26 protein-coding genes and 1 riboswitch are annotated in these 24,868 nt (G+C 44.2%); of the genes, 12 read left to right on the forward strand and 14 right to left on the reverse strand.

What is annotated here, in order from left to right; all coding sequences use genetic code 11:
• Positions 1 to 66 precede the first annotated feature (66 nt).
• Together ACKLNH_RS10235 and ACKLNH_RS10240 are read left to right on the forward strand one after the other, a co-directional pair.
• Positions 67 to 1,425 carry a class-II fumarase/aspartase family protein gene (locus ACKLNH_RS10235; RefSeq protein ID WP_413112160.1) on the forward strand — a complete coding sequence of 453 codons (1,359 nt, stop codon included), beginning with the start codon at positions 67 to 69 and terminating at the stop codon, positions 1,423 to 1,425.
• Between the two features lie 136 nt (positions 1,426 to 1,561).
• Complete coding sequence (locus tag ACKLNH_RS10240; RefSeq protein ID WP_413112161.1) at positions 1,562 to 2,176, forward strand: 3'-5' exonuclease; 615 nt, start codon at positions 1,562 to 1,564, stop codon at positions 2,174 to 2,176.
• A 71-nt stretch (positions 2,177 to 2,247) separates the two neighbouring features.
• Here ACKLNH_RS10240 and trpB read toward each other — a convergent pair whose 3' ends face one another.
• The gene (gene trpB / locus ACKLNH_RS10245) at positions 2,248 to 3,471 is read right to left on the reverse strand and encodes a tryptophan synthase subunit beta (protein WP_413112162.1); all 1,224 of its coding nucleotides are present in this window, start codon (positions 3,469 to 3,471) and stop codon (positions 2,248 to 2,250) included.
• 220 nt (positions 3,472 to 3,691) lie between these two features.
• Here trpB and ACKLNH_RS10250 point away from each other — a divergent pair, with 220 nt between their 5' ends.
• The gene (locus ACKLNH_RS10250) at positions 3,692 to 3,844 is read left to right on the forward strand and encodes a hypothetical protein (RefSeq protein ID WP_413112163.1); all 153 of its coding nucleotides are present in this window, start codon (positions 3,692 to 3,694) and stop codon (positions 3,842 to 3,844) included.
• 71 nt (positions 3,845 to 3,915) lie between these two features.
• Here ACKLNH_RS10250 and ACKLNH_RS10255 read toward each other — a convergent pair whose 3' ends face one another.
• Together ACKLNH_RS10255 and ACKLNH_RS10260 are read right to left on the reverse strand one after the other, a co-directional pair.
• On the reverse strand, positions 3,916 to 5,019 hold the full coding sequence (locus ACKLNH_RS10255; protein WP_413112164.1) for a mechanosensitive ion channel family protein: 1,104 nt from the start codon (positions 5,017 to 5,019) through the stop codon (positions 3,916 to 3,918).
• Positions 5,020 to 5,087: 68 nt separating this feature from the next.
• The gene (locus tag ACKLNH_RS10260) at positions 5,088 to 5,999 is read right to left on the reverse strand and encodes an alpha/beta hydrolase (RefSeq protein ID WP_413112165.1); all 912 of its coding nucleotides are present in this window, start codon (positions 5,997 to 5,999) and stop codon (positions 5,088 to 5,090) included.
• Between the two features lie 314 nt (positions 6,000 to 6,313).
• Here ACKLNH_RS10260 and ACKLNH_RS10265 point away from each other — a divergent pair, with 314 nt between their 5' ends.
• The gene (locus ACKLNH_RS10265; protein WP_413112166.1) at positions 6,314 to 6,604 is read left to right on the forward strand and encodes a putative quinol monooxygenase; all 291 of its coding nucleotides are present in this window, start codon (positions 6,314 to 6,316) and stop codon (positions 6,602 to 6,604) included.
• A gap of 147 nt (positions 6,605 to 6,751) precedes the next feature.
• Here ACKLNH_RS10265 and ACKLNH_RS10270 read toward each other — a convergent pair whose 3' ends face one another.
• Positions 6,752 to 8,293, reverse strand: coding sequence for a sodium:solute symporter family protein (locus ACKLNH_RS10270; RefSeq protein WP_413112167.1), 1,542 nt, complete (start codon positions 8,291 to 8,293; stop codon positions 6,752 to 6,754).
• A 333-nt stretch (positions 8,294 to 8,626) separates the two neighbouring features.
• On the opposite strand from ACKLNH_RS10270, the gene ACKLNH_RS10275 reads away from it, so the two are divergent.
• From ACKLNH_RS10275 to ACKLNH_RS10290, 4 genes are all read left to right on the forward strand, one after another.
• A complete protein-coding gene (locus tag ACKLNH_RS10275; protein WP_413112168.1) occupies positions 8,627 to 9,913 on the forward strand; it encodes an MFS transporter in 1,287 nt (428 codons plus the stop codon).
• Between the two features lie 91 nt (positions 9,914 to 10,004).
• Positions 10,005 to 11,021 (forward strand): ester cyclase, encoded by a 1,017-nt coding sequence (locus ACKLNH_RS10280; RefSeq protein WP_413112169.1) that lies wholly within the window; start codon positions 10,005 to 10,007, stop codon positions 11,019 to 11,021.
• Positions 11,022 to 11,202: 181 nt separating this feature from the next.
• Complete coding sequence (locus tag ACKLNH_RS10285) at positions 11,203 to 12,273, forward strand: porin (RefSeq protein WP_413112170.1); 1,071 nt, start codon at positions 11,203 to 11,205, stop codon at positions 12,271 to 12,273.
• A gap of 221 nt (positions 12,274 to 12,494) precedes the next feature.
• A complete protein-coding gene (locus tag ACKLNH_RS10290; RefSeq protein WP_413112171.1) occupies positions 12,495 to 13,499 on the forward strand; it encodes a LacI family DNA-binding transcriptional regulator in 1,005 nt (334 codons plus the stop codon).
• Positions 13,500 to 13,658: 159 nt separating this feature from the next.
• On the opposite strand, the gene ACKLNH_RS10295 is transcribed toward ACKLNH_RS10290, so the two are convergent.
• The 9 genes from ACKLNH_RS10295 to ACKLNH_RS10335 form a co-directional block, all read right to left on the reverse strand.
• Positions 13,659 to 13,925 (reverse strand): hypothetical protein, encoded by a 267-nt coding sequence (locus ACKLNH_RS10295; RefSeq protein WP_413112172.1) that lies wholly within the window; start codon positions 13,923 to 13,925, stop codon positions 13,659 to 13,661.
• Positions 13,926 to 13,987: 62 nt separating this feature from the next.
• Positions 13,988 to 14,194, reverse strand: coding sequence for an acetyltransferase (locus tag ACKLNH_RS10300; protein WP_413112173.1), 207 nt, complete (start codon positions 14,192 to 14,194; stop codon positions 13,988 to 13,990).
• 69 nt (positions 14,195 to 14,263) lie between these two features.
• On the reverse strand, positions 14,264 to 14,677 hold the full coding sequence (locus ACKLNH_RS10305; RefSeq protein ID WP_413112174.1) for an RNA-binding S4 domain-containing protein: 414 nt from the start codon (positions 14,675 to 14,677) through the stop codon (positions 14,264 to 14,266).
• A 131-nt stretch (positions 14,678 to 14,808) separates the two neighbouring features.
• Positions 14,809 to 15,315: an outer membrane beta-barrel protein gene (locus ACKLNH_RS10310; protein ID WP_413112175.1), complete on the reverse strand. Its 507-nt coding sequence runs from the start codon at positions 15,313 to 15,315 to the stop codon at positions 14,809 to 14,811.
• Positions 15,316 to 15,589: 274 nt separating this feature from the next.
• Entirely contained in the window at positions 15,590 to 15,781 is a 192-nt protein-coding gene (locus tag ACKLNH_RS10315) for a hypothetical protein (protein WP_413112176.1), read from the reverse strand.
• A 122-nt stretch (positions 15,782 to 15,903) separates the two neighbouring features.
• On the reverse strand, positions 15,904 to 16,386 hold the full coding sequence (gene def, locus ACKLNH_RS10320) for a peptide deformylase (RefSeq protein ID WP_413112177.1): 483 nt from the start codon (positions 16,384 to 16,386) through the stop codon (positions 15,904 to 15,906).
• Positions 16,370 to 17,851: a GTPase family protein gene (locus ACKLNH_RS10325; RefSeq protein WP_413112178.1), complete on the reverse strand. Its 1,482-nt coding sequence runs from the start codon at positions 17,849 to 17,851 to the stop codon at positions 16,370 to 16,372. The genes def and ACKLNH_RS10325 overlap by 17 nt, the downstream gene beginning before the upstream one ends.
• Positions 17,848 to 18,933 (reverse strand): YcjF family protein, encoded by a 1,086-nt coding sequence (locus ACKLNH_RS10330; RefSeq protein WP_413112179.1) that lies wholly within the window; start codon positions 18,931 to 18,933, stop codon positions 17,848 to 17,850. Before ACKLNH_RS10330 ends, ACKLNH_RS10325 begins: the two co-directional genes overlap by 4 nt.
• A 188-nt stretch (positions 18,934 to 19,121) precedes the next feature.
• Positions 19,122 to 19,565 carry a copper chaperone PCu(A)C gene (locus ACKLNH_RS10335; protein WP_413112180.1) on the reverse strand — a complete coding sequence of 148 codons (444 nt, stop codon included), beginning with the start codon at positions 19,563 to 19,565 and terminating at the stop codon, positions 19,122 to 19,124.
• Positions 19,566 to 19,776: 211 nt separating this feature from the next.
• On the opposite strand from ACKLNH_RS10335, the gene ACKLNH_RS10340 reads away from it, so the two are divergent.
• Positions 19,777 to 20,022 (forward strand): DUF6868 family protein, encoded by a 246-nt coding sequence (locus ACKLNH_RS10340; RefSeq protein ID WP_413112181.1) that lies wholly within the window; start codon positions 19,777 to 19,779, stop codon positions 20,020 to 20,022.
• A gap of 134 nt (positions 20,023 to 20,156) precedes the next feature.
• Positions 20,157 to 20,972 (forward strand): AlkA N-terminal domain-containing protein, encoded by an 816-nt coding sequence (locus ACKLNH_RS10345; RefSeq protein ID WP_413112182.1) that lies wholly within the window; start codon positions 20,157 to 20,159, stop codon positions 20,970 to 20,972.
• A 61-nt stretch (positions 20,973 to 21,033) separates the two neighbouring features.
• Here the strand turns inward: ACKLNH_RS10345 and ACKLNH_RS10350 are convergent, their stop codons facing one another.
• Positions 21,034 to 21,420: a hypothetical protein gene (locus tag ACKLNH_RS10350; protein ID WP_413112183.1), complete on the reverse strand. Its 387-nt coding sequence runs from the start codon at positions 21,418 to 21,420 to the stop codon at positions 21,034 to 21,036.
• 310 nt (positions 21,421 to 21,730) lie between these two features.
• Between ACKLNH_RS10350 and ACKLNH_RS10355 the strand changes: the two genes are divergently transcribed.
• On the forward strand, positions 21,731 to 22,657 hold the full coding sequence (locus ACKLNH_RS10355) for a TAXI family TRAP transporter solute-binding subunit (RefSeq protein WP_413112184.1): 927 nt from the start codon (positions 21,731 to 21,733) through the stop codon (positions 22,655 to 22,657).
• Positions 22,658 to 22,676: 19 nt separating this feature from the next.
• Positions 22,677 to 24,569 carry a TRAP transporter permease gene (locus ACKLNH_RS10360; protein WP_413112185.1) on the forward strand — a complete coding sequence of 631 codons (1,893 nt, stop codon included), beginning with the start codon at positions 22,677 to 22,679 and terminating at the stop codon, positions 24,567 to 24,569.
• A gap of 87 nt (positions 24,570 to 24,656) precedes the next feature.
• A riboswitch (FMN riboswitch) is annotated at positions 24,657 to 24,811 on the forward strand.
• The last annotated feature ends 57 nt before the right edge of the window (positions 24,812 to 24,868 follow it).

Below are 24,868 nucleotides of genomic sequence, written 5' to 3' on the forward strand. Positions count from 1 at the left end.
AGCCTTTTTGCTATCTGCTCTTTCGCCGTATACCCTTAAATCTTCGCTCTCGCCAAGGAACATCGTATGAATCCAATGAATGTGTCGGTATTCGACTCTGCACTCTATTCTCCCCTTTTTTCCCAAAAAGAGATGAAAGAGATTTGGTCTGATGAACAGCTCGTCGCCGCATGGTTGTGCTTTGAAACCCACATCGCCGACATTCAAGCAAACCTTGGTATTATTCCCCAAGATGCTGCTTATGCGATTAAACAAGCAGCGACAACCGATGCTATCGATTGGTCTCGATTAGCAACAGAGACGGCACATGTTGGCATGGCAATTAAACCGGTGATTGATCAGATCAGTGAACACCCTAACCCGTTAGTAAAGCAGTATTTGCACTGGGGTTGTACGACACAAGATCTACTCGATAGTGGCCAAGCCATGCGATTGAAGCGTGCGTTAGCACTAATTAGAACGCAAATTGTCGAGCTAATTCACTCGTTGATCAACATGGCGGATAACCACAGAAACACCGTAATGGTGGCACGTACAAATTCACAAGATGCTTTACCCACCACATGGGGGCTACAAGTCGCGTCTTATCTCACTGAAATGACCCGCAATCTGCAACGTATCGACGAGCTAGCACCTCGCGCCATTATGGGTCTATACGGGGGTGCTGTGGGTAACCTATCTTCCATTGGTCCTCAAGGCTTAGAAGTGAGAAATAGACTCATGGAATCGCTGGGGTTAACCCAACCTATAGGCCTTTGGAATGCCAGCCTCGATGGGATGGTTGAAACCATCCAGTGCTTTGCCATTGTTCATGGCACGTTATGTCGCATCGCCAACGACATTGAGTTAATGAGCCGCGCGCCCCTTGGCGAAGTGAGAGAAGGTGAAGGCGGTGGTGGTTCAAGTACCATGCCCCATAAAGCTAACCCTCGCGCTTGTAATATGATTCAAACCTTATCGAGAATGGGGTGGATGTACGCATCGGGTGCGCCTAACTTAATGGATCAGCAGGATGTTCGAGCTGCCTCAATGCGAGTACTAAACTGGTCATTAGTGCCTGAGTCTTGTTTGGCTTTATCTACGTCACTTGAACGTGCTCATCGCCTTATCGATAATTTAATCGTTAACCCTGATAATATGCTTCGCAACTTCGATGCTTCACGCCATCTTATAATGTCAGAAGCGGTGATGATGCAAGTCGCTGAACATCTTGGCCGCGACGAAGGGTACAAGCTGGTTAAGAAGATCATTGCCGATGGTAGCACGGGCTCATTATCATTAAACCAGCTGCTCTTACAAAGCCCTGAAATGAACGCGCTGTTTAGTAAAAAGCAGATTGAAGGTTTTTGTAATCCTCTAAACTACCTTGGTTGCAATAGCGAATTGATTGACGAAAGCATCGACTTTGCCAAAGCACACCTATAACGACACTATCGCGCATGCACCAGCATGTGCGATATTTTTCTTTGCTATGGATAATTCTCTGCTCCTCCCCTCGTCTACAGCACATAGAGGCGATATACTCGACGGTCTTATTTCTACACACGATATAACACGTACTATGTTACTGACTAAACCTGCAAGCTCCGTTGTGGTACTCGATTTTGAAACAACTGGTTTATCGCCCAACCAAGGGGATCGCGCTATCGAAATTGGTGCAGTAAAGCTAGAAAACGGACGTATTGTTGACCGCTTCCAACGCTTAATGAACCCAGGGAAAAAGGTCAGCAGATTCATCGAAAATTACACGGGAATTAGTAACGAAATGCTGGTCGATGCGGCCGATTGCGGCTCAGTAATGCACGACTTTGCTGATTTCATTGCCAACAGCAACCTCGTTGCTCATAATGCCTCTTTTGACCAACGCTTTTTAGATGCTGAGTTTGCTCGTATCGAACGCGGCTATGAAGGCACGTTTGCCTGCTCAATGCTCATTGCACGACGACTACTACAACAAGCACCTTCACATAAACTGGGTGAGCTGGTGCATTTTTGCAATATCGACAACGATGGAACATTTCACCGCGCATTGGCAGATGCCGAAATGACCACGTCACTATGGTTAAGGCTGCTAGAAGAAGTACAGCAGTATGGAATTCAAAACGCCGATTTTGCATTAATGCGCAAAATCTCTAAAACTCCCAAAGCAGCCGTGCACTCGCTATTATGCCCATAAAAAAACCTAGAGGTGATCATCGCCTCTAGGTCCTGCTTTTTGTGCAGACAATGCGTAGTCTGGCGCTTACCTTAAACGAGTGAATGAATACCGTAATCTTTGCCGTAATGCTCAACAACAAAGTCGATATCTTTATCACCTCGTCCAGAAAGGTTAATCAGTACATTGCCTTTTAGCCCTTGCTTCGCTAGCTTTATTGCATAAGCCACAGCATGAGACGATTCTATGGCCGGAATGATGCCTTCTAAACGTGATAACTCAAAAAAGGCATCTATCGCTTCGTCATCACCAGCGGTACCGTAACTGACGCGACCAAGATCTTTTAAGTAACTGTGCTGTGGCCCTACAGACGGATAATCCAAACCACTGGCCACCGAGTAGACCTCTTGCGGCTCACCCTGGCTGTCTTTCAATAAATAAGACTTAAAGCCATGCAATACACCTGGCTCGCCCAAGGTTAATGTCGCGGCGTGCTCACCCTCCTCTTGCAAAGAGCGCCCTGCTGGCTCTACCCCATGAATAGCAACCTCTTCATCGTCAAGAAAAGCGGTAAACAACCCAATAGCGTTAGAGCCACCACCAACACAGGCCACCAGATTTTGTGGAAGTGAGCCTGTCATCTCTTTAAATTGCACACGTGCTTCGTTGCCAATGATGGATTGGAAGTCTCTAACCATCATTGGAAATGGGTGCGGACCAACAACCGAACCAATCGCATACAGCTGAGTAACCGGATCTTTTAAATACGCTTCAAACGCAGCATCGACCGCTTCCTTCAATGTTTTACGTCCATGAGTGGCGGGAATAACATTGGCGCCGAGAATACGCATACGAACCACATTCGGGTGCTCTTTAGCAATATCTACTTCACCCATATAGATATCACATTCCAATCCCACCAAAGCCGCTGCCGTTGCTAACGCCACCCCATGTTGTCCCGCGCCAGTTTCTGCTATTAGTTTCTTTTTACCCAACTTTTTAGCAAGAAGTGCTTCGCCTAAACAATGATTAATTTTATGGGCACCGGTATGGTTCAAATCTTCTCGCTTTAAATAGACGTCAACACCATACTTTTCAGATAGATTCTGAGCATGAAATATAGGACTTGGGCGACCAACAAAATGCTTATAAAGGCGCGCCAGTTCAGCCTGAAATTCAGGGTCTTTACGACAGATCTGATAAGCAGCATTAATCTCTTTCATCACCACTTCCAACTGAGGTGGTATAAAGCTGCCGCCATACTCACCAAAGTAACCATCTGCGTTTGGCAATGCGTGCTCAAAACTATTTTTCATCCTTGATTTTCCTTACTAAATCCATCCTATTCGCTCAGGTTAACCCTTATATCCTTTGCGATCACTCTTCTTTATTAAGTAAATCTCTAATTCGTGACATCGCTCTCGCCAACTAGTACACGAGCACTGATGGGTTTTCTTTACTTATAGCTTTAGGATCTATGTCTAAATGCCGTTAAGAATCGTTGTGTAACATCACCTATCAATGAAGGCAAGTGCAGTGTTAAAACGAAAAACAATTCGAAATGTTCATCTTATTGCGGCGATCTTAACTGGGGTGGCTATCTATGGTCCTTGGATCCCTACCACCATTTTGCAGTACGGGATATTTCCGACGCTGGCTGTTACAGGGCTAATCCTATTTAGGCCTTAGCAAACAGAATCGTAGCGCAGTAAACCTGCGCTTCGTGCGCATGTATCTAATACACGCTGCTCACAAACGTACTAAGATTCCATTCGCGCGGTGTGAAGCTGGGTTAAAGCGCCATCTTGTGACGCTTGACCCAAATGCAACGTCTGGGTAGGAAAAGCGATTTGCGCATGGTGTCGTGCAACAATCTGTAGAATTTTTTCTAAGACATCATGCTTTACTTCATGAAAGTGAATCCAATTGGTCGTCTTGGTAAAGGTATAAACAAAAAAGTCTAATGACGACGGACCAAACGCATTAAAATTAACAATCATGGTCTGGTTAGTGTCAATCTCGGGATGCGTTAATAGCATTGCTTTCACGTCAGCGACAATTGCCGACACTTTGTCACTATCATCATAGCGAATACCAATGGTTTCATAGATACGTCGATTGGTCATTCTTGATGGATTCTCAACAATAATGCTAGCAAATACGGCATTGGGAACATACAGTGGACGCTTATCAAACGTTCTAATCACCGTTACTCGCCAACCAATACGCTCAACGGTTCCTTCTATCTGCCTATCTGGGGAGCGAACCCAATCGCCAACTTTAAACGGGCGATCAAAATAGATCACCAGCGCACCAAAAAAGTTGGCGAGGAGGTCTTTTGCCGCCATACCGACAATTAAGCCCCCCATACCACCAAAGGCAAGAATACCAGAAATGCTCACACCCAAGCTTTGAACGATACTAAGAAAAGCAAAAACCAGAATAATCATACTGACCAACTTGCCCAAAGCATTTATGGTCGTCGCGTCCTGTTGGCGACGAATAAACTCTTTTTCGGCGCGATCAATAAAGCGAAAGCTCGCCCATACCAATAAAGCGGTCACTGTTATTTGCCGTACCGGATAAAGCAGCATGTTTAGCGATGGATCATCCACCAACCTAACCAACACGGTTAAACCAATTAAAACAATCATCCAATTTATTGGCGTTCGAATCGCATACCATAACGCCTCACCCCATACTAATGAGGTTGAGCGAATATAACGCTCAAGCCGAGTCGAGCCAACACGCCAAAGAATAAAAGCAGCAGATGTCACCAACAAGGTAACAATCACATTCAACAGCCAACTGCCTTGTAGCAGCCCAACCAGTTGCTGCTCTATTGTTTCTAACTGTACTTCCATGATAAGTCCGTTATTAACCTATAAAATGTTTTAAATCTTCTATGAATGAAATCTATCTTTATTTAACGCTACTGCGTATTGACCCAATGCAGTAATTTTTCGACAAAAAGCCACCAGTTCTTTTCAACCGGAACAGCGTGACCGAGCTCTGGAAGATGGTGCGCTTCAACGCCATAAGCATGAGCCGTTTTATCAATAAGCTCAGCAGAAACCAATTTATCTTTTTGAGCCCCAACAACTAGAATTGGCAATTCCGATCTAAACGTGGTTGAGACACCACTTGCATCCGTAAAAAGCCGCAAATCCTCACATCCCATATCCGTCATCAAGGCTTCAATTTGATACGGCTCAGGATCACTATGAAAGAGTGCATTGACCATCATGCGTTTGAAGTATGGGCTAAAGGGGATTGATTGCGGTACCCACATAGCTTGACCTAACATAAAAGAAAAGAGCGGTTGTTTAATTAAGATATCGTGATTTAAATGATGAAAACCTGTCGGTGGCACGGAAGCCAATAAACAGAGCCCATGCATTGGCATGATCTGCCCCTGCGTATGACACTGCGCTGCTAGATGTTGTGCAACCAACCCTCCCATTGAGTAGCCCACCACAACAGGCCTTTGCTGATAGCGATTAAACAGCCAATCGATACACGCCTTTAAATCTTGAACATAATTGCTCAACGTATCACCAACAAGATTACCATGACTCCCGCCATGACCACGTAAGCTCATCGCATAAGCAGGATGCCCGGCCGCTGCGATAGCCGGTAGAATATGATACTGAAACAGCTGCCCACTGCATAAAATGCCATGTATGAACAGTATGGGCCTTGCTTTCAAAGGCGTTTGTTCAAACAACGTGACAACATTGTCACTCTGTACGCCTTCGCTACATTGGTTTGGGTATGCCGCGAAATACTCTAATTGCCCATCTATACTATCAATAAACCCGTGGTGTATGTCCTTGCGCGTCATTGTTTCATTCCGTTGAGCTATGTGACTGTTAGGCTAGCAGATTTATAAGAACTTAAGAAGTGCCAGCATGGCGCGTTGCCACTGCATTCAAAAGACACAAACAAAATCTCAAGGTTACAAATTTGAAGTCAGGTTTATGAATAAGGTGATGTTCAGCCATCAATCACACGTCCATGCGCGTGGCGCGTGGCGCGTGCAAATTGCTTAATATGAAAACTCTGTTTGATAAGAAATAAGGCGTTAACGACTGTTATATTCAAATGCTTATCGCTATTATCGGAAGAAGCAGATCATTTAACTAAAAGGAATTTATTATGAGCAAACTAACGATCATTGCAGATATTATAGCAAAAGAAGATAAAGTCGATTTAATCACAACAGAGCTTTTAAAGCTGATTTCTATTTCTCGCGCAGAAGATGGTTGTATCAATTACAATCTTCATCAAGATAACAATAACCCTGCACACTTCACCTTTTACGAGAATTGGGCATCTCGAGAGCTATGGCAAACTCATATGGCCAACAAGCACTTATCAGACTTTAAAGCTGCAACAGAAGGCGCTTTCGACTCATTTATCGTCAGCGAAATGACACAAGTAGATTAAAATGACGCAGCAATACCAACAGGTAAAGGCTTGAGAAAGTATATCGTTGCAACGCACCTCATCTTCCCATCGAGCGTACTTTGGAAGATGAGGCATTAGAACAGCTTTTAAATTTGTCGATTAAAATCTGTTTTTGTCGTTACTATATTATGATAAAACAGCAAACAACCAATCCGGCAAAACTAAACAAGCGATAATAGTACCTAAGGCAAACACCAAAAGGCCATAATGACTGGCGGTGGGCTTAGCGAATAAGTTTTTTTGGTTATCTATAAACGCTTGCTGCTCTACTGAGACGCTTCCCCATCTACGGCTTACCAATACCCCAAACAATAGGAAGACAAACGTACCAAGTGGCGCAAACCAAGGCCATGCGACGCCGACATACCTTGCCATAAATACCACAACTACACTGGCAATGCTTCCAGCAATAATTCCTTTCTCGTTGGCTTTAGCCCAGAACAAACCCAACACAAACGACCCCAAGCGAATGCCCACAAAAATAGAGGTTAAACTCGCAATGGTTTTAAGTACTGACTCATTTGACACGGCTAGCAATGCGGGTACCACCACCATTGCAGCAGTAAACAAACTCATTTTTCTGGCTACTTTCTCGTAATGGTCATCATTCTCTTCGCTGCGCACAAAACGCTTATAGATATCAAACGTTGCCACCGTTGCCATCGAGTTATAGGTGGAGTCGAGGGTAGACATCGCCGCCGCCGCTAATGCAGAGATGATCAACCCCACGACGATCGGATTGGTGTGGTTAAACACAAAATCAAGAATCACTTCATTACTGTTTGCAAATGGCTGATCTTGGTAAAACACACTGAGAAGAACGCCTAATACAGCAAAAAACAGATAAATAAAGAATGCACCGTAACCACACAATAACATGGATTTCTGAGCAGTCTTTTCACATTTGGTAGCCAAGGTGCGCTGAATTATTAGCTGGTTTGTGCCATACACACTCAAATGAAGAAAACTCACTGCGACAACACCAGCCCAAAGTGTCGTATCGACGCCAAGATCAAAGTCTAAGTTGATGATGTTTAAGTGTTCTCGAGACAGATAGTCTGCGGTATTTATTTCTGTTAATAGGATCGAGAAAATGGCAATACTACCAGCAACCAACACTGCCGACTGTAGCATGTCAGTCCAAATTACTGTCGAAATCCCTCCTGCATAGGTATAACAGGCGGTAAAAATACTAATATAAATAATGGCTTCGGAAATACTAACCGGTAGAACTTGCACTAATATCAGTGCCACAGCGTAGAGAATAACGCCCGCTGATATGCATTGCACGACAATAAAGACCACAGAATTTATCGTTCTCGCTACAACACCAAAGCGGTGCTCTAAATACTCATAGATTGACGTCAGACCAAGCTTATAAAAAACAGGAACAAAAAATATCACCGCGAAGAAAATGACAATCGGATAATTAAGGTGAATGCTCATCGCTTCCATCCCTGAGCTATAAACCCACCCAGGCATACCAACAAACGTCATTGCACTAATATATGTCGCAAGTATAGAGACACCAGCAGTGAACCAGCCAAATTGCTTTCCGCCCGTGGAGAAGTCGCCACCAACACTGTATCGCTTATTAACGAGGTAGCTTATCAATATAGTGAATGAAACGTAGAACGCGATCACTACGAAACTTGAATACGTAACCATAGCAAGGTTTCCTAATTCAGGGGTAGCTAATTTTCATGCCCAGATATTAGTGAAACGGAACATTTCTTAACTATAATCCCAATATAAATGTGATATAGGCCATCTAATATAGGTCAAAATTATTAAAAATCAACTAATGATAGAGTTATGAGATGTTGATCACTAAAAACAACATAATGGGTACGTATTCATTAGAAATTGATTTTGATCAGTTTTTTGTAGCCCGTAAAAAACTATGATTCATTCCAACACGCACATGGAGTTGATCAAATACAGATCATATTCATGAAACCAATAGCTACAACTGCTTTGTAAAATAGGGGTTTATCGGCCATGACAGCCAAAAAACACATGAGCGAAGTTCCAATGATGCAACGTGCCGCCGCTTATCTAGCGATCCTCGTCGGTTACGTTTTTTATTGTTATAACTTCGTCGTAATCGACTACGTTCGTCCATACATTGTTGATGCCTATGAAGGTATTACACTGGCTCACACGGCTCAGTTCTACACGTGGCAATCGCTAGGTGCTCTACTAGGTGCCTTGAGCTGTGCTTGGTTCGCCAGCCGCTTCGGCAAGAAAAACGTACTTATCACCATTACTGCCATTAATGGTGCCGCAACTATCCTCAACATGACTTTTACCAGTTATGAAGGCTGGGCAGCGATGCGTTTTGTCGTTGGTATAGCGCTGGGTGGTTACTTTACCGTCGCAGTATCACTAATGATTGGCCTCTTTACCGATTCTGTTCGTGGTAAGTTGACAGCTTTTGCATCAAGTATGTTCTCGGTTGCTATAATGGCGATGGGTGCGTATGCAGCATACCTGGCCAGCATTGACGCGTCATGGGAAAACATGATGATAGTGGGTGGTGTTCCACCTCTTGTTGCTGCCGTAGCTATGATCTTTGTTCTACCAAGCGATAAAAAAGTGATCGCATTTGGTGAAGAAGTACAGCAAGACGCAAGCGGTAACGATATTGCAGAGAAAAAAGGCTCTTGGGGTGAGATGTTCCGTGGTACTAACCTACGCATCACCTTAACCTGTCTTCTGCTGTCTGGCATGAACTTCTACGGCTTCCAGTTCTTCAACGGCTTCGTTACGACGTACCTAAAAGAAGTGCGCATGTTCGACGGTCAGACCATGGGTGTTATCTTCTCTATCTCAGCATTTGGTAGCCTATTGGGTGCGTGGGTTTGGGGCGCAGTAGCCGATAAGTGGGGCCGTAAGGTGAACGCATTTGGCTTTATCCTAGCGGGTATCATGGCGTCAATCTTCTTTATCGCACCGTCTGACGTTAGCTTCATGGGTTTGAACATGCTTGCAATTCTAGGCCTTGTGTATAACTTCGGTCTGGCATCGAGCGCAGTTTGGGGTGGTTACTTCTCTGAGCTATTCCCAGCACACCTACGCAGCTTCGGCGCAGCACTGTTCCACGGTGGCCGTCTGATCGGTATGTGGGCACCAATGGTGTTGGTATTCATCCAAGAGCGTTCAGACCTACAAACTGCAATGTGGGGCTCGCCAATCGTATGGATTCTAGCCGGTCTACTATGGCTATCTCTGCCTGAAACGCTAAAAACTGGCGTGTTCTCAAAAAAAGAAAAAGCGACAGCTTAATTTATTTTTAGGCTTCGCGAAGACGAAGCCTGCAACCATTATCACCAACAGACCAAGTTCTGTTGAGATCAAATAAGATAGGATTTGCACTATGAGCAAGTATCAAGAAGCGAAACGCGTTGTACGTAACTACTTCGACGCAATGGAAAACGCAACTCACGAAAACGTTGCAGAAGTTCTAAAACAACACACCTCTGAAGATTACCTGTGGCGTGGCGTTTACCCATTCCGTGAACAAGAAGGCGCACAAGCAGCCGCTGACGTTTTCTGGTCTCCACTAATGAAGTCAATGACTCGCATGCAGCGTCGTCAAGACATCTTTATCGGCGGTGAGAACGAAGTTACTGCTGGCGAAACGTGGGTTATGAGCATGGGTCACTTCATGGGTCTTCTAGACGCTGAATTCCTAGGCATGCGCCCTACTGGTAAAATCATGAACGTTCGCTACGCAGAATTTAACTGTGTTGTTGATGGCAAGATCACGAAAACTGGTCTTTTCCTAGACCTTCTCGGCATGATGGATCAAGCGGGTTGTTACCCACTACCTCCTTCAACGGGTAAGCACTTCGTTTACCCTGGCCCACGTAACCACGACGGTCTACTGTTTGAAGATGCTGCGCCAGAAGAAGGTGTTGCGACACTGGCTCTTGTTAACAAGATGGTTGATGACCTATCTGCTCTTAACGACAGCGGCGCGATGGGTTGCCCACCAGAAGTTCTTGAAAAGAGCTGGTCAAAAGACATGATCTGGTACGGCCCATGTGGTATCGGTGCATCGTACACTATCCCTCGTTACCAGCAGCAGCACCAACTGCCGTTCCGTAACAACCTAAAAGACAAGAAGTTTAACGGCCACGTTTGTCGTTTTGCTGAAGGTAACTTCTCTTGTTTCTTTGGCTGGCCAAACCTATCAAACACCCCAACAGGTGGCTTCCTAGGCATGACTGGCGGCGAAGTACGTGCTGACATGCAAGTGGTTGACGTTTACTACCGTGACGGTGACAAGCTATCTGAAAACTGGGTACTTATCGACCTACCATACTGGTTGAAGCAACAAGGTCTCGACGTTTTTGAACGCACACAACAGATCTTGAACCCAAACCTATAATTACATCCCTCTGATGTAATGACCAGCATGCCTTCTATGTTTACGTCGGCGTACTGCAATTTCAGAGCCTTAGTGCAATTGACCTAAGGCTCTTTTATACCCCTCACCTTTTTTAAACACGCTGATCAGACTCGCTCTGAGGGTTAAGCATGCCCTATTTTAATCGGCGAAAGAGTATATTATGAAAAAATCTGTATTAACGCTGCTGGTCTTGGCGGCAACAACATCGAGTGCAGCAATGGCAGCACACACCTTTGTGAATGACAACGGTGATTCACTAACCCTTGATGGCCGTTTCGATATCCGTTATCAAGATAAAGGCGATGAGCATCAAGGCGAATGGAATAGCGGCAGCTCACGTTTTGGCCTAAAAGGACTTAAAAACCTAGACAATGGTTGGACAGGCTTTGGTCATGCAGAATGGGGCTATAACTCTGGCGCTAACGGCTCAAACATTTATGATCGTCTCCTTTATGTCGGCGTAGAGCACGACACCTACGGTAAAGTTGCTGCTGGTACAAAGCAGTGGAGTACTTTCTACGATGTCGCATGGTTCACCGATATGGGTCGTGTCTTCGGTACGCGTGGTTCAGGTGTTTACAACCTAAGCGACTGGGGCATCAACTCGGGTTCAGGCCGTGCCTCTAACTCAATTACTTACCGTAACAAGATTAATGACGACCTTAAGTATGGTTTCACTTACCAAACCACACGTAGCGATGTTGGCTTAGCGAATGACGTTACCGCAACAATGAAGAACGGCCTTGGTGCATCAGCGACGTATCGCGTGATGGATGGCATGACAATTGGTCTTGCTTATCACCAAAACGAACTGACTGATTTCGATGGTAACACTAACATCAACGAGGGCGACACAGCTCGCATCGCGCTTGTTGGAGTTAACTACTCAAAGAGTAACTTCTACGCAGGCCTAACCTACAGCCACGGTTCAAACTGGGAAGTAACGAACGAAGCAAACTTCTATGATCACCGCGGTACTGAGTTCTACACCTACTACCACTTTGAGCAATCTGGCCTTCGCCCAACGCTTAACATCAACTACCTAACGGATACTGATGGACGCGCTGAAGCTTATGAGCGTCAACTGATTATTCCTGGTATTGAGTACCACCTAGAGAAGAATACCTTGTTTGTATGGGCAGAATATCAGTTTGATAAAGGTAGCGACAAAGGTAGCGCAAACCAAAATGCTGACAATCAATTTGCTGCTGGCGTTCGCTACATCTTCTAATTTCACAAGTTAAGCCATTTATCACTTTGCTTAACTAATAATTAGAACCGCTTATCCATTAAGCCCTACTTCCGAGTAGGGCTTTTTTTGGGTACAACCCAAAGCGCTTTGATAACCCCTGTAATTTCGCCGTTTAACCGGCTAATTAAGCGATAGTAAATATGACTACGTAGCAATTTATGCTACTCTAGGCAAAGCTTTTTGACTAAGAATCAACACACATGCATCCTGAAAAACAAACGATAACATCAAAGGACGTCGCAAAACTGGCCGGCGTATCTCAATCAACTGTGTCACGTGTTTTTGTCGCTGGAAGCTCTGTCTCTGAAAAGACAAAACAGAAAGTATTTGAAGCAGCAAAAACGCTTAACTATCGCCCCAATGCTTTCGCACGCAGTCTAACCACCAATGAGTCTAAGCTAATTGGGTTGGTCTTTCCTGATGCTGACTACCCTATCCACATGAAAACCCTGCAATTGATCTCAAGTGAATTACAAGATAAAGGGTATTCTGCAGTATTGATTCCATGGCAAGTGGATGACAGTGACAACCACTCTATCCCTAATATTTTCCGGTACCGTGTTGATGGTGTGATTGCCGCCTCTGCGACCTTTAATAAATCTCTCTATGAAGAGTGCGAAGAGTTTAATATTCCTGTCGTTCAATATGCTCGCGTGACTGGCGGCACCCAGAGTAGCTATGTGATCAGTGATAACTACGAAGCGGGTCAACAAGCTGCACAGCTATTGTGTGAAAGTGGCATTACCAATGCGGCTTACCTAACTGGTGAAGTACCAACGCTTACTAATGAAGAACGCCAAAGTGGCTTCTGCTCTGAATTTGAAGAATTAACCGGCAATCGACCACGTATAATTCAAGCTACTTACGATTATGCAGATTCACAAGATGAAATACGCAAAATGCTCGCAGAAGACCATCGTCCTGACGCGGTTTTTTGTGCCACTGATAACCTCGCCATGGCCGTAATGGATGTCGCTCGCATAGAGTATGGCCTGCGTATTCCAGAGGATCTGAGCGTTATTGGCTTTGACAATATTCCACAAACCGAATGGTTAAGTTACCAATTAACCACCTTTCGCCAAGACTTTCGCCGTCTCGCACGCGAATCTGTCAAAATCATATTTGATCAAATACATAATAAAAATAACGGTATCGTTAAAATGATGGTGCCAGCTAAGCTGATTAAGCGCAAAACGACGAAATAGCGAGTTCAGGGCGCATTAAGGGGCAATGGTGAGATGCGTAAATTGAACAGGAATAGGTAATTTATAGTCACCTATTTGGAGAGGATGATGAGTGGCGGCACCAACAAAGGAGACCGCACACATCGTAACGCGTTTCTTTGTTAATTTAACGCAAATACGTTAGTCGAGATCATCTTGCCAAGGCATGGCTGGTAACATTGCTAAGTTTTCAGCGTAGCGCTTTTCATCAAACGTTGCGCCATTTTTCATCACATCAAAGACTTCAATTGCCAGCGCTGAGGCGATAAACGCCAATGCATCCTCACGCGAGTGTCCGGTCATCATCAAGCGCATCAAGGTTTCCTTCACTTTGATTGGGTGACCATCCGCCAGTTGGTTCTCCACCACCTCAATCAACATTTCTCCTGTCATGATATCGTCAGACATGTTCTCTCTCATAAATTCGATAAGCCAACAACAAAAGGCTGTTGGCTATAGTAGTAATTTGATTAGTAACGGTAATGACCGTTTCGCCAACACTCTGGTAGCCCCTCACCAGAAGGAAACACCAACTCAGATTTATCCATACTGACTGGGTCGGATAAATCTTCTCCAGCTTGTGGTTGAACCACAACTTGGCGTGAAAAAGGGTTAGTGAGTGATGTCATATCCACCACGTCAAAAAGATCACCATTTTTCGTATCTTTTAAAAACATACACACCTCAACATACCTGCTATCGCTATCAAGTATGGCCTACATCGGCAAAGTTTTCGATCAATCCAATTAGAAGCTGATCGATTTTCTACCCGTTGTGCTGTCTCTTTTATCTCGTTTGGTTTTTTTCTGTTCGGTGCTAGGTCCGTTTTTTTTCTTTGCTTTTGGTTTGCTGACAGTCGACTTAAGGGCTTCCTGCTGCGCCTTTATGGCCGCCTCTGCTTCCAGTGCCTCGACCGATTTTTCCTGATAGTCAACAACATAAAACTCACCATTAAACTCAATAACATCGCCATCATTTAGCTTGCGTCGTTTTCGCTGTTCCAGTTCACCGTTTACCGCAACGTAGCCTTCCGCGATAACAAACTTTGCCTCTCCGCCTCCAGAGACGACATTGGCAATTTTCAACGCTTTGTAGAGCTCAATTGGCAAACTATCCACAACGATGGGCTCTGCCTCTACTTCAATGATCTCTTCATGCATACTATTTGCTCTTTGTGTCCAGGAATTATCGAGCAATTCTAACCCAAGCCCATCAAAGCGCAATTAAAAAAACCAGACAAAAAAAGCACAGTCCAATGACTGTGCTTATCAATTTGCGATTTAACGTATGCTTAGAAGCTTAGGCCTGCACTAAATACAACAGAGTCTGTCGTTAGCTTGCCCATCTCACGGTATTCATAGCCAACGGCTAGGTCAATGAACGGAATCATTGTAAAGGCAACACCTGCGCCAGCAGTCATGCCCCAACCGCTGTCGTTAGTATTGAAGTGGTCAACATCGTAGTAGTTAGCACCAGCTTTAGCGTAGATATCACCAATGATCAGTGGAATATCAATACGAGCTTGAACTGGAATCGATGTGTATTTCACGGTTTGCTTTCCAGTGGTAAAATCAGTTTCTACTTTACCTTCACCTGATGTATAACCAGAACTGATACTAATAAATGGTGCAACACTGTAGCTAGCGTTAATACCATATTCGTAGCCATATTGATTGCTGCCACTACCACTTAATCTTGCTGCACCAGCGTTTGCGCCAACCGACAGGCCCAAAAAAGCCATTGATGGAGCACTAACAGCCAACAGCGTTAGCGCCAGTAGTGATTTCTTAATTGCCATACTTCCTCACTTGCAAAAAATTCATCGTATTAACGAAGATATATATATGAGTATATTGACGGCTGGAAATAAAAATATCAATCGGTTATTCCCTGTTTTCATTCATATTTCTGACATGCAGTCAGATTATCTAATACCACAAAGTCTTGCAGCATTACTTTAGTACAAAAAAACGTCAATAATCACGCTACCACTTATCATCAATCAGGCCAATACCAGGCACTTCCTAAGCACGAATAATCTAATATAGATTCACTTAGTGAAATTTATATTTTCAATGATTATCGTCATCTGATGCCACTTCAGCTTTCATTGCAAAGCCATAAAAGAAAATGGCTAAACCTAGAATCGATAATATTTGACTCTCATGATTTACCACCCCCATTGATCCCGCCCAAGCAAATAGAGAGACCCCAATAAGTTGCACCGCGACTTTTCGCGCTTTCTTTGATATCCAATTTTGCATAACACATCCTTTGTCATACGTTCCGTTAATCCTTTAACTCTTTAATATCAAGATGAAAATCTACCTAGTTATTCCTACACGATTAACATCTTTGGCGTGTTACTCGCAAACATAGATCGTCATCAGCTGATATCTACCACCTCTATCGCTCGATCGAGAAAAGTCATACCATTCAAGTGATCTAATTCATGCTGAAATATTCGGGCAATAAACCCATCAAACTTCGCGCGCTGTATCTGACTATTCTCATCTAAGTACTCAACGTCGATATGAGTAAACCGAGGCACTAGCCCCCGACGTCCCGCAACACTCAAACAACCTTCCCAATCATTCGCTTTATCTAACCCAGTATGCAAAATTATCGGGTTTATCATTGTGATCGGAGCCATTAATGGCGCATCAGGATAACGCGAATTAGGTGCTGATCCGACAATCATAATACGCAGTGAGACGCCTAATTGAGGAGCAGCAATACCAACACCTTCTGCCATGGTCATAGCATGGCGCATTTCGTTGATTAAAGCGTGAACTTGCGTAACATCATCAACGTGCTTTGCCACTAACGTTAAAATGGGATCTCCCACCTGTTTAATCTTTTTTTTCATCTGCCCATACTTGCTTAAATACCACTTTGCCCAGCGCTTTGGCTTTCTGCCACTCTTGCCGAAACGAAAGTTGATTACGCCCATATCGGCGTCGGTTCATCTGTACAAGGTTGGCTTCATCTAATCGCTCGATCAACGCCCCTTCCACCGTATCAATATTAAATTGCTCAGGCGACTGCGTACAAACAGGTATCCACCATGTTTCATCAGCAAAAGGCAGCGTCTGCTTCAGATATGTCACCAAATCCACCACCATCTCTGCCTTAGTGGATTCGGGATGAGAAAAGTTCAAGCTATCTAAAGGCTCACTCGGACCGAGCAGGTCAATATGCGTAATAACGACAATCACTGGTGGCATGCGTCGCTCTTTATGCGTGACATAAAAGTCTCTTAACGCGCGTAAAAAGCTAACATCGACCTTCCTTGCAGGCTGCGTCGCTTTAATGACCCACACAATCACATCCGCATCCGTTGCTGACTTCACTGCCTGTGCAAGCCCTGCCATTGTCGTTCCAGGGTGATCGAGCAACATCAAACGATTCTCATCATCGTAATTGATGCTATACGCCTGAACCTCATCAGTCGCAGGCAACGCATCATGTTCTGCAACAGTTTGCCCCATGATTTGGTTTATTAATGATGACTTACCTGCATTGATCTGACCCAATACCGCGACTTTGGGGGTTCCAATTGGCTCAGCACCCAGTGGTGAAAGACTATTGTCTGGCCGCCATCGACCACTGTAGAGGTCAATCGCAACAGACCCAGCCTGCTCTAGTAATAGCCGTTTCGCTTTATACTGCAAATGTCGGCTTGTTTCGTCTACGACGTTACCGACCAAATAGCCGCGCACTTCTGCCAATAACGCATTAAGGGGGTTCACAAATCTCGCGATTCGATAGCCTGTTTTCGCCCATCGCAATTGCGTCTGTAACTGACCTTTATATTGGTATGCATTAATGATCTGATCAATTCGAATCTGATCTGCCAACGGCAAGTGAGTTTTAACGAGCTGGCGATAACGGCGACTCACCTCTTCATTAATTTGCAGCGCTTCTGGAATTGTAAACGCAAATGCCGCAGATGAGTTCTCTGGGTAATAGTAATCAGCCACAATTCTAAACTGTTGAGTCGCACTACGGTATAACGCGGACCATTCCGGCTCTGGTTGCTCATTTAGCTGCAGGACCAATTGTTGCCATATCTGTTGCTCTTTCTCTCCCCACGATGAGTCAGCGTCTTTAATGGGTTGCTGCAGGTTTTCACTGAATGCAGTTAACCCTTTATTGACCAAAAATGTCAGTAGAGAGAGGATCGAAATAGCAATAATAAATGGCCACCAATATTGATGTTGCCATAACCATATACTGCCAAAAAGTGCCAAGGCCGCGATAGGCACCAACCACACTAAAAGCAGCGCATATTTCATTTGTGGTAACCAATGCCAAAATAAGCCTTTTTTCACGATTTTCCTCTTTCATTATGCGCATCCGTTAATGCTTGCTTATAAAGTAATTGCAAACTTTCCGGATCGACAGGCAACTGATTTTTCTCTTGGTAGAGAAAATAACACGCAACACGTCCAAGTGCGTACGTCGTAGAAAAGCTAATCACTGCGGCTGTCGCACTACCTACGGTCTGCCCAACCCAAGGAATAAGCTTAGTCAATTGACGCCCACCAAACTGCCCACCATAACGAAGTAACATTCCCACACCTAATGCAGAAGAGAAAGAGGCCAATTTGGCTTTATCCCACTCAACGTCATATTTGCGCCCAAGTGTATGTAGCAACTTGCCCTGCACGGTAGGTACTGAGATTAAACCGACGCCGGGAAGTGTATCGCTGGCAGCGGCGGCGCCGGCATACCATAAAACATCACTACGAACCCGTTGGAATTGGCGGCTCTCGGCATCTTTGGCCTGACTATTCATAAGCCAAAGATGTAATTCGGGTAAACGTTCTGACAGTGCCACTTTTACATTTTCGATATCGTCTTGATTAAAACGGTCATAGCAAACCCATGGAATATCGAGCCCCGTGTTCTGCTTTATCGCTTCTGCAATAAACAGCGATGACTTTTCAATATCTGTCGATTTAATATGACTTTTGCGGCTAAACACTAAAAGGCATTGCGAAGCGTGTATCTGCTTAGCGATCTGTTTTAACGCCTCAATAACACTGCTTTGTTCTGGATCATCTAGCGCGACTACCACGACGACAGCGTGGCTTTGATTCAAACAGTAGGCGATATCTTCGGCAGGATCATAATCAGCTTCATCAAGCCCGCGGCTATCAAGAAAACCGACCAATGGGCGCGTCGGTGGAAACAAATAACGTTGCGCTGTTTTTGTACACGGTTGATAGCCATTGCCAACTTCGATATCACTGTCGGAGGTTAGTGCTTGAATTAGGCTCGACTTACCTGCACCAGATTTGCCCAACAGCCACAATATGGGAGTCGGGACCGACTCATTATTTAATGGTTCAATATCAGGTTCAGGCTCAACCACCGCCTTATACAATCTCTGAAACAGCGATAATTTCATTTAGCCTCCCAATGCTCTCTTTTTTAGTCGCAGCTTGCTTCCCCATAGTAGTGCAGACTGAATTCAAATAATAGTCACCGTGACGTTGACAGTCGCTTTCTAACCCAACAATACAAAGAAGCCACATAATATGCAGTTTTTCTCTGGTTTTCACGATGATATAAGCGCACTGGATTAATTCGTTACTGCTACGGTTGATACAACGCGCTTTCAACAATAAGCTCTATTTCAATATCAGCGGCAGATTCAAACTGCAATGTCACCGGAATTACATCACCATCTACTGAGTGTTTTTTCAAATCAAACAACATTAAATGCAAAGAACCCGGTCGTAATGCAACGCGCTCACCTGCAGGCAACGCAATGCTATCTATTTGGCGCATCTTCATCATGCCGTTCTCATGAGTATGATCATGGAGTTCCATTTTTCCTGCAACTGGTGACGATGCAGACAATAGCTTGTCATCTTGCCCTGATAGGTTTTCAATTACAAAAAATCCCGCCGTCACGTTACTACTTGGAGGAACTTCTTTAGACCACGGTTTTTCAATTAACATCTCCGAGATATCATTAGCATGCACCGGAAATAGGAAAGGCAATAGGCACAGCATGGATAGTATTATTCTTAACACGACATTTATCTCCTTATATTTGCGCATATAATAAACTTAACCACGCATTATTGAAAACACAACAATATCAACGCATAGTGTGAGTGCACGAAGAGAATCACACAAAATATTTATTTTTTCTGATATCGATTATCAAGTTTAGATCTAGTTAGCACTCCTACGAACGTAGATACGCTACTCTAACACTGCTCAAATGTGACGAGGTTGTGCGATGGAATTTCTTCGGTTAGTACTTGCGGTTATTAGTATCATTAGCAGTATGTGTGTCTATTTTTGGTTTATGGTTTGTCGGTTTTCACCATCATGGATCTATCGGCTCCACGCACATTTTAGGTTGTTAAGTAAAGCGGACGTCATTGCTTTTCATACTCGTATTATCATGATAATAAAGAATATTACCCTTTTTATTTTTTTGCTGCCTTGCATAGCACTGCACCTTTACCTTATCGTTAAATAACCCCCGATTCTTACGGCAGTCATCTTTCTAGGCTATTGGCAGGGTCAGCACACACTGGCTCTGCTCGCTTTTCTTGCGGTCAATGCCCTATGTTGATATACAATTCTAAATGAAATTCAATATACGGTGATGACATGAATAGACAACCTTTCACTTCAACGTTTTTCCTTACATACCATCCACCTTACGATTGGACCTCTATTCGTGATTTTTATCAACATCGCGCGATCGATGGGCTTGAATGGGTCGATGATAACGCGTACGGTCGAACATTTAATTGCGATAATCACATTGGTGAATTTACGGCTACTCATCAGCCGGAAAAAAACGGCTTTGATGTTGTAATTAAAGCATCGTCTTCACATAATCTTGCCCTTGTGGTCAAGAATATTCAACGTTGTTTAGATTTAGAGACTGACATCATTAATGCTGAAGCTGCCTTATCACAAGCGATACAGGCCCCTATTGAATTAAATGGTATGCGCCTTCCCGGGATTTGGTCTCCATATGAAGCAGGTATTCGTGCCATTGTAGGGCAACAAGTCTCCATTAAAGCGGCTAGAAACCTTACCGAAAAAATCATCGCTAGTCATCCACGCAATACTGAAGAACGGCGCTACTTCCCCACTCCGTCACAGGTTAACGAGGCCTTAATTAATACATTGGGTATGCCACAAAGACGAAAAGAAACGCTGCTAGAATTTACTCGCTATGCGCAAAAAAATAGCCTCATCGATTCAGACTATCTTATTAACATTCGTGGAATTGGACCTTGGACGATTAACTATTTAAAACTTCGCGGTGATAGCAATCCTGACATCTATCTGTCAGGCGATCTTGGGGTCAAAAAAGCACTCAGCAAACTACCAGACTTTGATAAATTCAACCCTGATTTAGCCTCGCCGTGGCGAAGCTACTTAACACTTTATCTATGGCGACTTCTTGATTAGCAGCTTCGAAAATGTATCGCACTACTGTTGGCTAGGTTTAAAATCAGGCCAACAAATCGTGTTAACAACGAAAATGCTTAAATGTTAAGCCGGTTACTTTTTCCAATTGCCCTTCATCCAAACGTTGCCAAAGGGGCATTGCTGCATCGGTCTCAGACACAAGATCAACAATATCTTCCCCATAAACAGGCCCAATATCAGCCGGATGATGCTCTAACCAGAGAATATGTTGCTTATTTATTGCGGATTCATATTTACTTTCTACTTGCTGAACGATCGCCGGCAAATTTTTACTCAAACATGGGCTATATCTATTTTCTACCAAATGTGAACACACACCTACAACTTGCTGTGTTGCATCATGGCGAAATAAACGAACACGGCATACTCCCGCTATATTATTCACCCGCCCAATGAAACGATGTTTATAATCAACTATTTTTCTCATTTATTGCCCTTCTTGCACTGAAGAAATTGCATATCTACCATGACGGAAAATTTAAATACCGTTCTCTATGACAATTTCCGTCGCGCCTATCTACATTTAATCGACTCTGATTCAGTGTATTCATTCCCCTAAATTGTAATGATTCAAATGTGAAATAACATGAAGAACACATGACAATTTAACTACACCAGTGCAACACGAAGCTCTCAGTTTTGTAAAAAACACTTGCAATTTATACTTAACACATTCATAACAGCAAGTAACGATTACATCACCGTATGCATTATAAGACAAATAAGGAAATGAGCGCATGTATTTATCAATCAAAAAAGGACTGATAGCCCTGCTGTTAACGCTATCACTGCCGGCATTAGCTAATAATTACACCATAGGTACAGGTAGCCAAAGCGGTACGTACTACCCACTCGGTGGCTTGTTAGCAAAAATCTGGAGTGAAAATATCGATGATTTCAACATGCGAGCTGAAGTTACCGCTGCATCTGTTGAAAATGTCATTAAAGTCTCAACCAATAACCAATTGACCGGCATTGCAATGGGCAACGTTGTACAGCAAGCCTATTCTGGCACAGAACCATTCCCACATAAAATGAATGTGTCGGTACTGTTTGCTCTATATCCAAATGTGGTTCAATTTATTGTACCAGCAAAATCTGATATCCAATCTGTCAGTGATTTGAAAGGCAAGCGCGTCTCCTTAGGCGCACCAGGTTCAGGTACTCGCGTTAGTGCACTAAATATTCTTGCAACACTAGGCATCAATGAGAGTGATGTAAAAGGCCAAGCCCTGAACTACACAGCAACAACCAATGCGATTGCTAACGGTCAAATCGATGCCGGTGTAATCGTTGGTAGCCTTGGGGTTGGTGCTATTACAGAGCTCGCTCTTACCCGAGATATTCGAATTATCTCATTTACACCCGCTGAGTTAGAGAAAATTATTGCTGCGAATCCTTCTTATGCAGGTCTAGATGTTGAAGGGGGTGCATACAGAAATGTGCCAGCGTTCACTGCTCCAGCAGTATGGAATGTATTGGTCACGAAAGCTGACTTAGATGAAGAGCTCGCTTATGAGATGACAAAAGTGGCTTTTGAGAATATTGACCAAATTCGCCAAGCCATTAGCGTGACTAAATTTACCACCGTTGAAAACATGAATAAGTTACAAGGTATTCCTTTGCACCCCGGCTCAAAAAAGTACATGGATGAAGCACTATAAAGTAGTTAAGGAGTCAAGGATGACAACGGCAAACAACCAGATAGAGCGTTTGACCAATACCATCACCACGATAGCCGCTGTTGCGGCTATCGCGCTTTCGATTTTTCAGATCTGGCAGGGAGTCACTGCAAATTTATCCGCAACACTTTTCCGCCCAATACACTTAAGCTGGATACTTATTTTAGTCTTTTTCACTAAACCGTTAATACAACCTAAATCGACCTATCCCTCTTACCTACTCGCAAGATTAGTAGACTTAACTTTAATCATCGCGACGCTTTGGGCAACCCAACATATCATTCGCTTTGATTATGATGACATCATGTTCTTGCTAGATGGGCTCTCAACGATGGACATTTTAGCGGGCAGCATAATGGTCATCGCTTTATTGGAAGCGACAAGACGTACCGTGGGTCTGGTCATGGTTATCATCGCTGGTACATTTCTTGTTTACGCCATGTTTGGCGACCTTCTGCCAGCCTCCGTTGCCAGCAAAGGGTTTGCGCTCGATGAAATTATTCGCTTTCACATCTATTCGACGAACGGCGTTTTCGGCGCTCCGCTAGCTATTGCCGCTGGTGTGGTCTTTATTTTTGTGCTGTTCGGTGCGTTTTTACAAGTAACCGGCGCGGGGCAATTTTTTATTGATGCCGCTTTCGCTGTAGCCGGTAAATATCGTGGTGGGCCAGCCAAAGCCAGCGTTATTGCGTCCGCAGCATTGGGCTCTATTTCAGGTTCAGCGATAGCGAACACGGTCACCACCGGTGCTCTGACTATTCCGATGATGAAAAAACTGGGATACCGCCCCGATCAAGCCGCTGGCATTGAAGCCGCAGCGTCAACAGGTGGACAGATTATGCCACCCGTTATGGGCGCTGGGGCATTTGTTATGGCTCAGTTTACCGGTATCCCCTATAGTGAAATTTTACTTGTCTCCATTGCCCCAGCAACGCTCTATTTTGCCTGTACACTGCTCTATGTGCATCTAATGGCTTGCAAACTCGGTTTAAAAGGCATGGATAAAGTAGCAGCACTGCGAACGGTTATTCAACAAGGGTGGCATTTTGTTGTACCACTCATCTTAATCACCACACTGTTGCTGATGAGCTATTCTCCAGTGTTGGTTGGTATTGCTGGTTGTGCTGCCATCCTAGTTGCTGCCATGTGCCGTAAGCACAGTAGAATCTCTTTCGCCTTACTACTGCAAGGGCTTAAAGATGGCGCGTTATTAGCGTTACCTATCTCTGTTGCTTGTGCAACCGCAGGCATCGTTGTCGGGGTTGTTGGTCAAACCGGTATTGGATTGCAATTTACCCAGTTCCTGATGACCCTTTCCGGCGGGCATCTCTGGTCAGTAATGGCCTTAATTGCTGTTGCTGCAATTATTCTTGGGATGGGATTACCAGTAACAGCGGCCTATATTGTTCTATCAATTATGGCGGTACCTGCCCTTACCGAACTTGGCTTATCCATATTGGCCGCTCACATGATCGTATTTTGGCTGTCGCAAACGTCCAATGTAACCCCTCCCATTGCACTTGCTGCTTTTGCTGGGGCTGGCATTGCTGGTGCTCCTCCTATGCGATCTGCTGTGCAGGCATTTAAGCTCGCACAAGGGTTTTTCATCATTCCATTAATGATGGCGTTTTCTGGGCTAATTTACACCGAGCACGCGTTCGCGGAGTTAATTTATGCAATTTTCGCTACCAGCGCATTAATTATTGCTTTTGCTGGGGCTATAGAAGGTCGACTTGTCACATCGTTAAGCATTGGCGCCAGAGCCACTCTATTTTGCTGCGCGATACCACTGGTGCTATTTGATAATTACATCCGTATTGCGCTGATGGCCATCATTATTACAATCGCACTACTCAATCTGATTAAAAGCAAACGAGAAACGGCGTATGCCTAATAATTAGCCATGCAATACCGTGTATTGATCATAGACAATATAAGTTGACGGCTGTTTTCGATACACTTCACCTTCACTATTAGTTTTAATTATTCTCAGGGCGGGGCGAAATTCCCCACCGGCGGTAATTGGTTTGCTATACAACCATCAGCCCGCGAGCGCTTTAGTCGCACGATTAAAGGACAGCAGATCTGGTTAAATTCCAGAGCCGACGGTTATAGTCCGGATGGGAGAGGGTAAAAAAGCACCAATACTCTCTATTGGTGCTTTTGGTTTGTACAAGCTTAGCTTGTGCAGGC

This window comes from Thaumasiovibrio clandestinus, from assembly GCF_047250365.1.
Taxonomy (GTDB): Bacteria; Pseudomonadota; Gammaproteobacteria; order Enterobacterales; family Vibrionaceae; genus Thaumasiovibrio.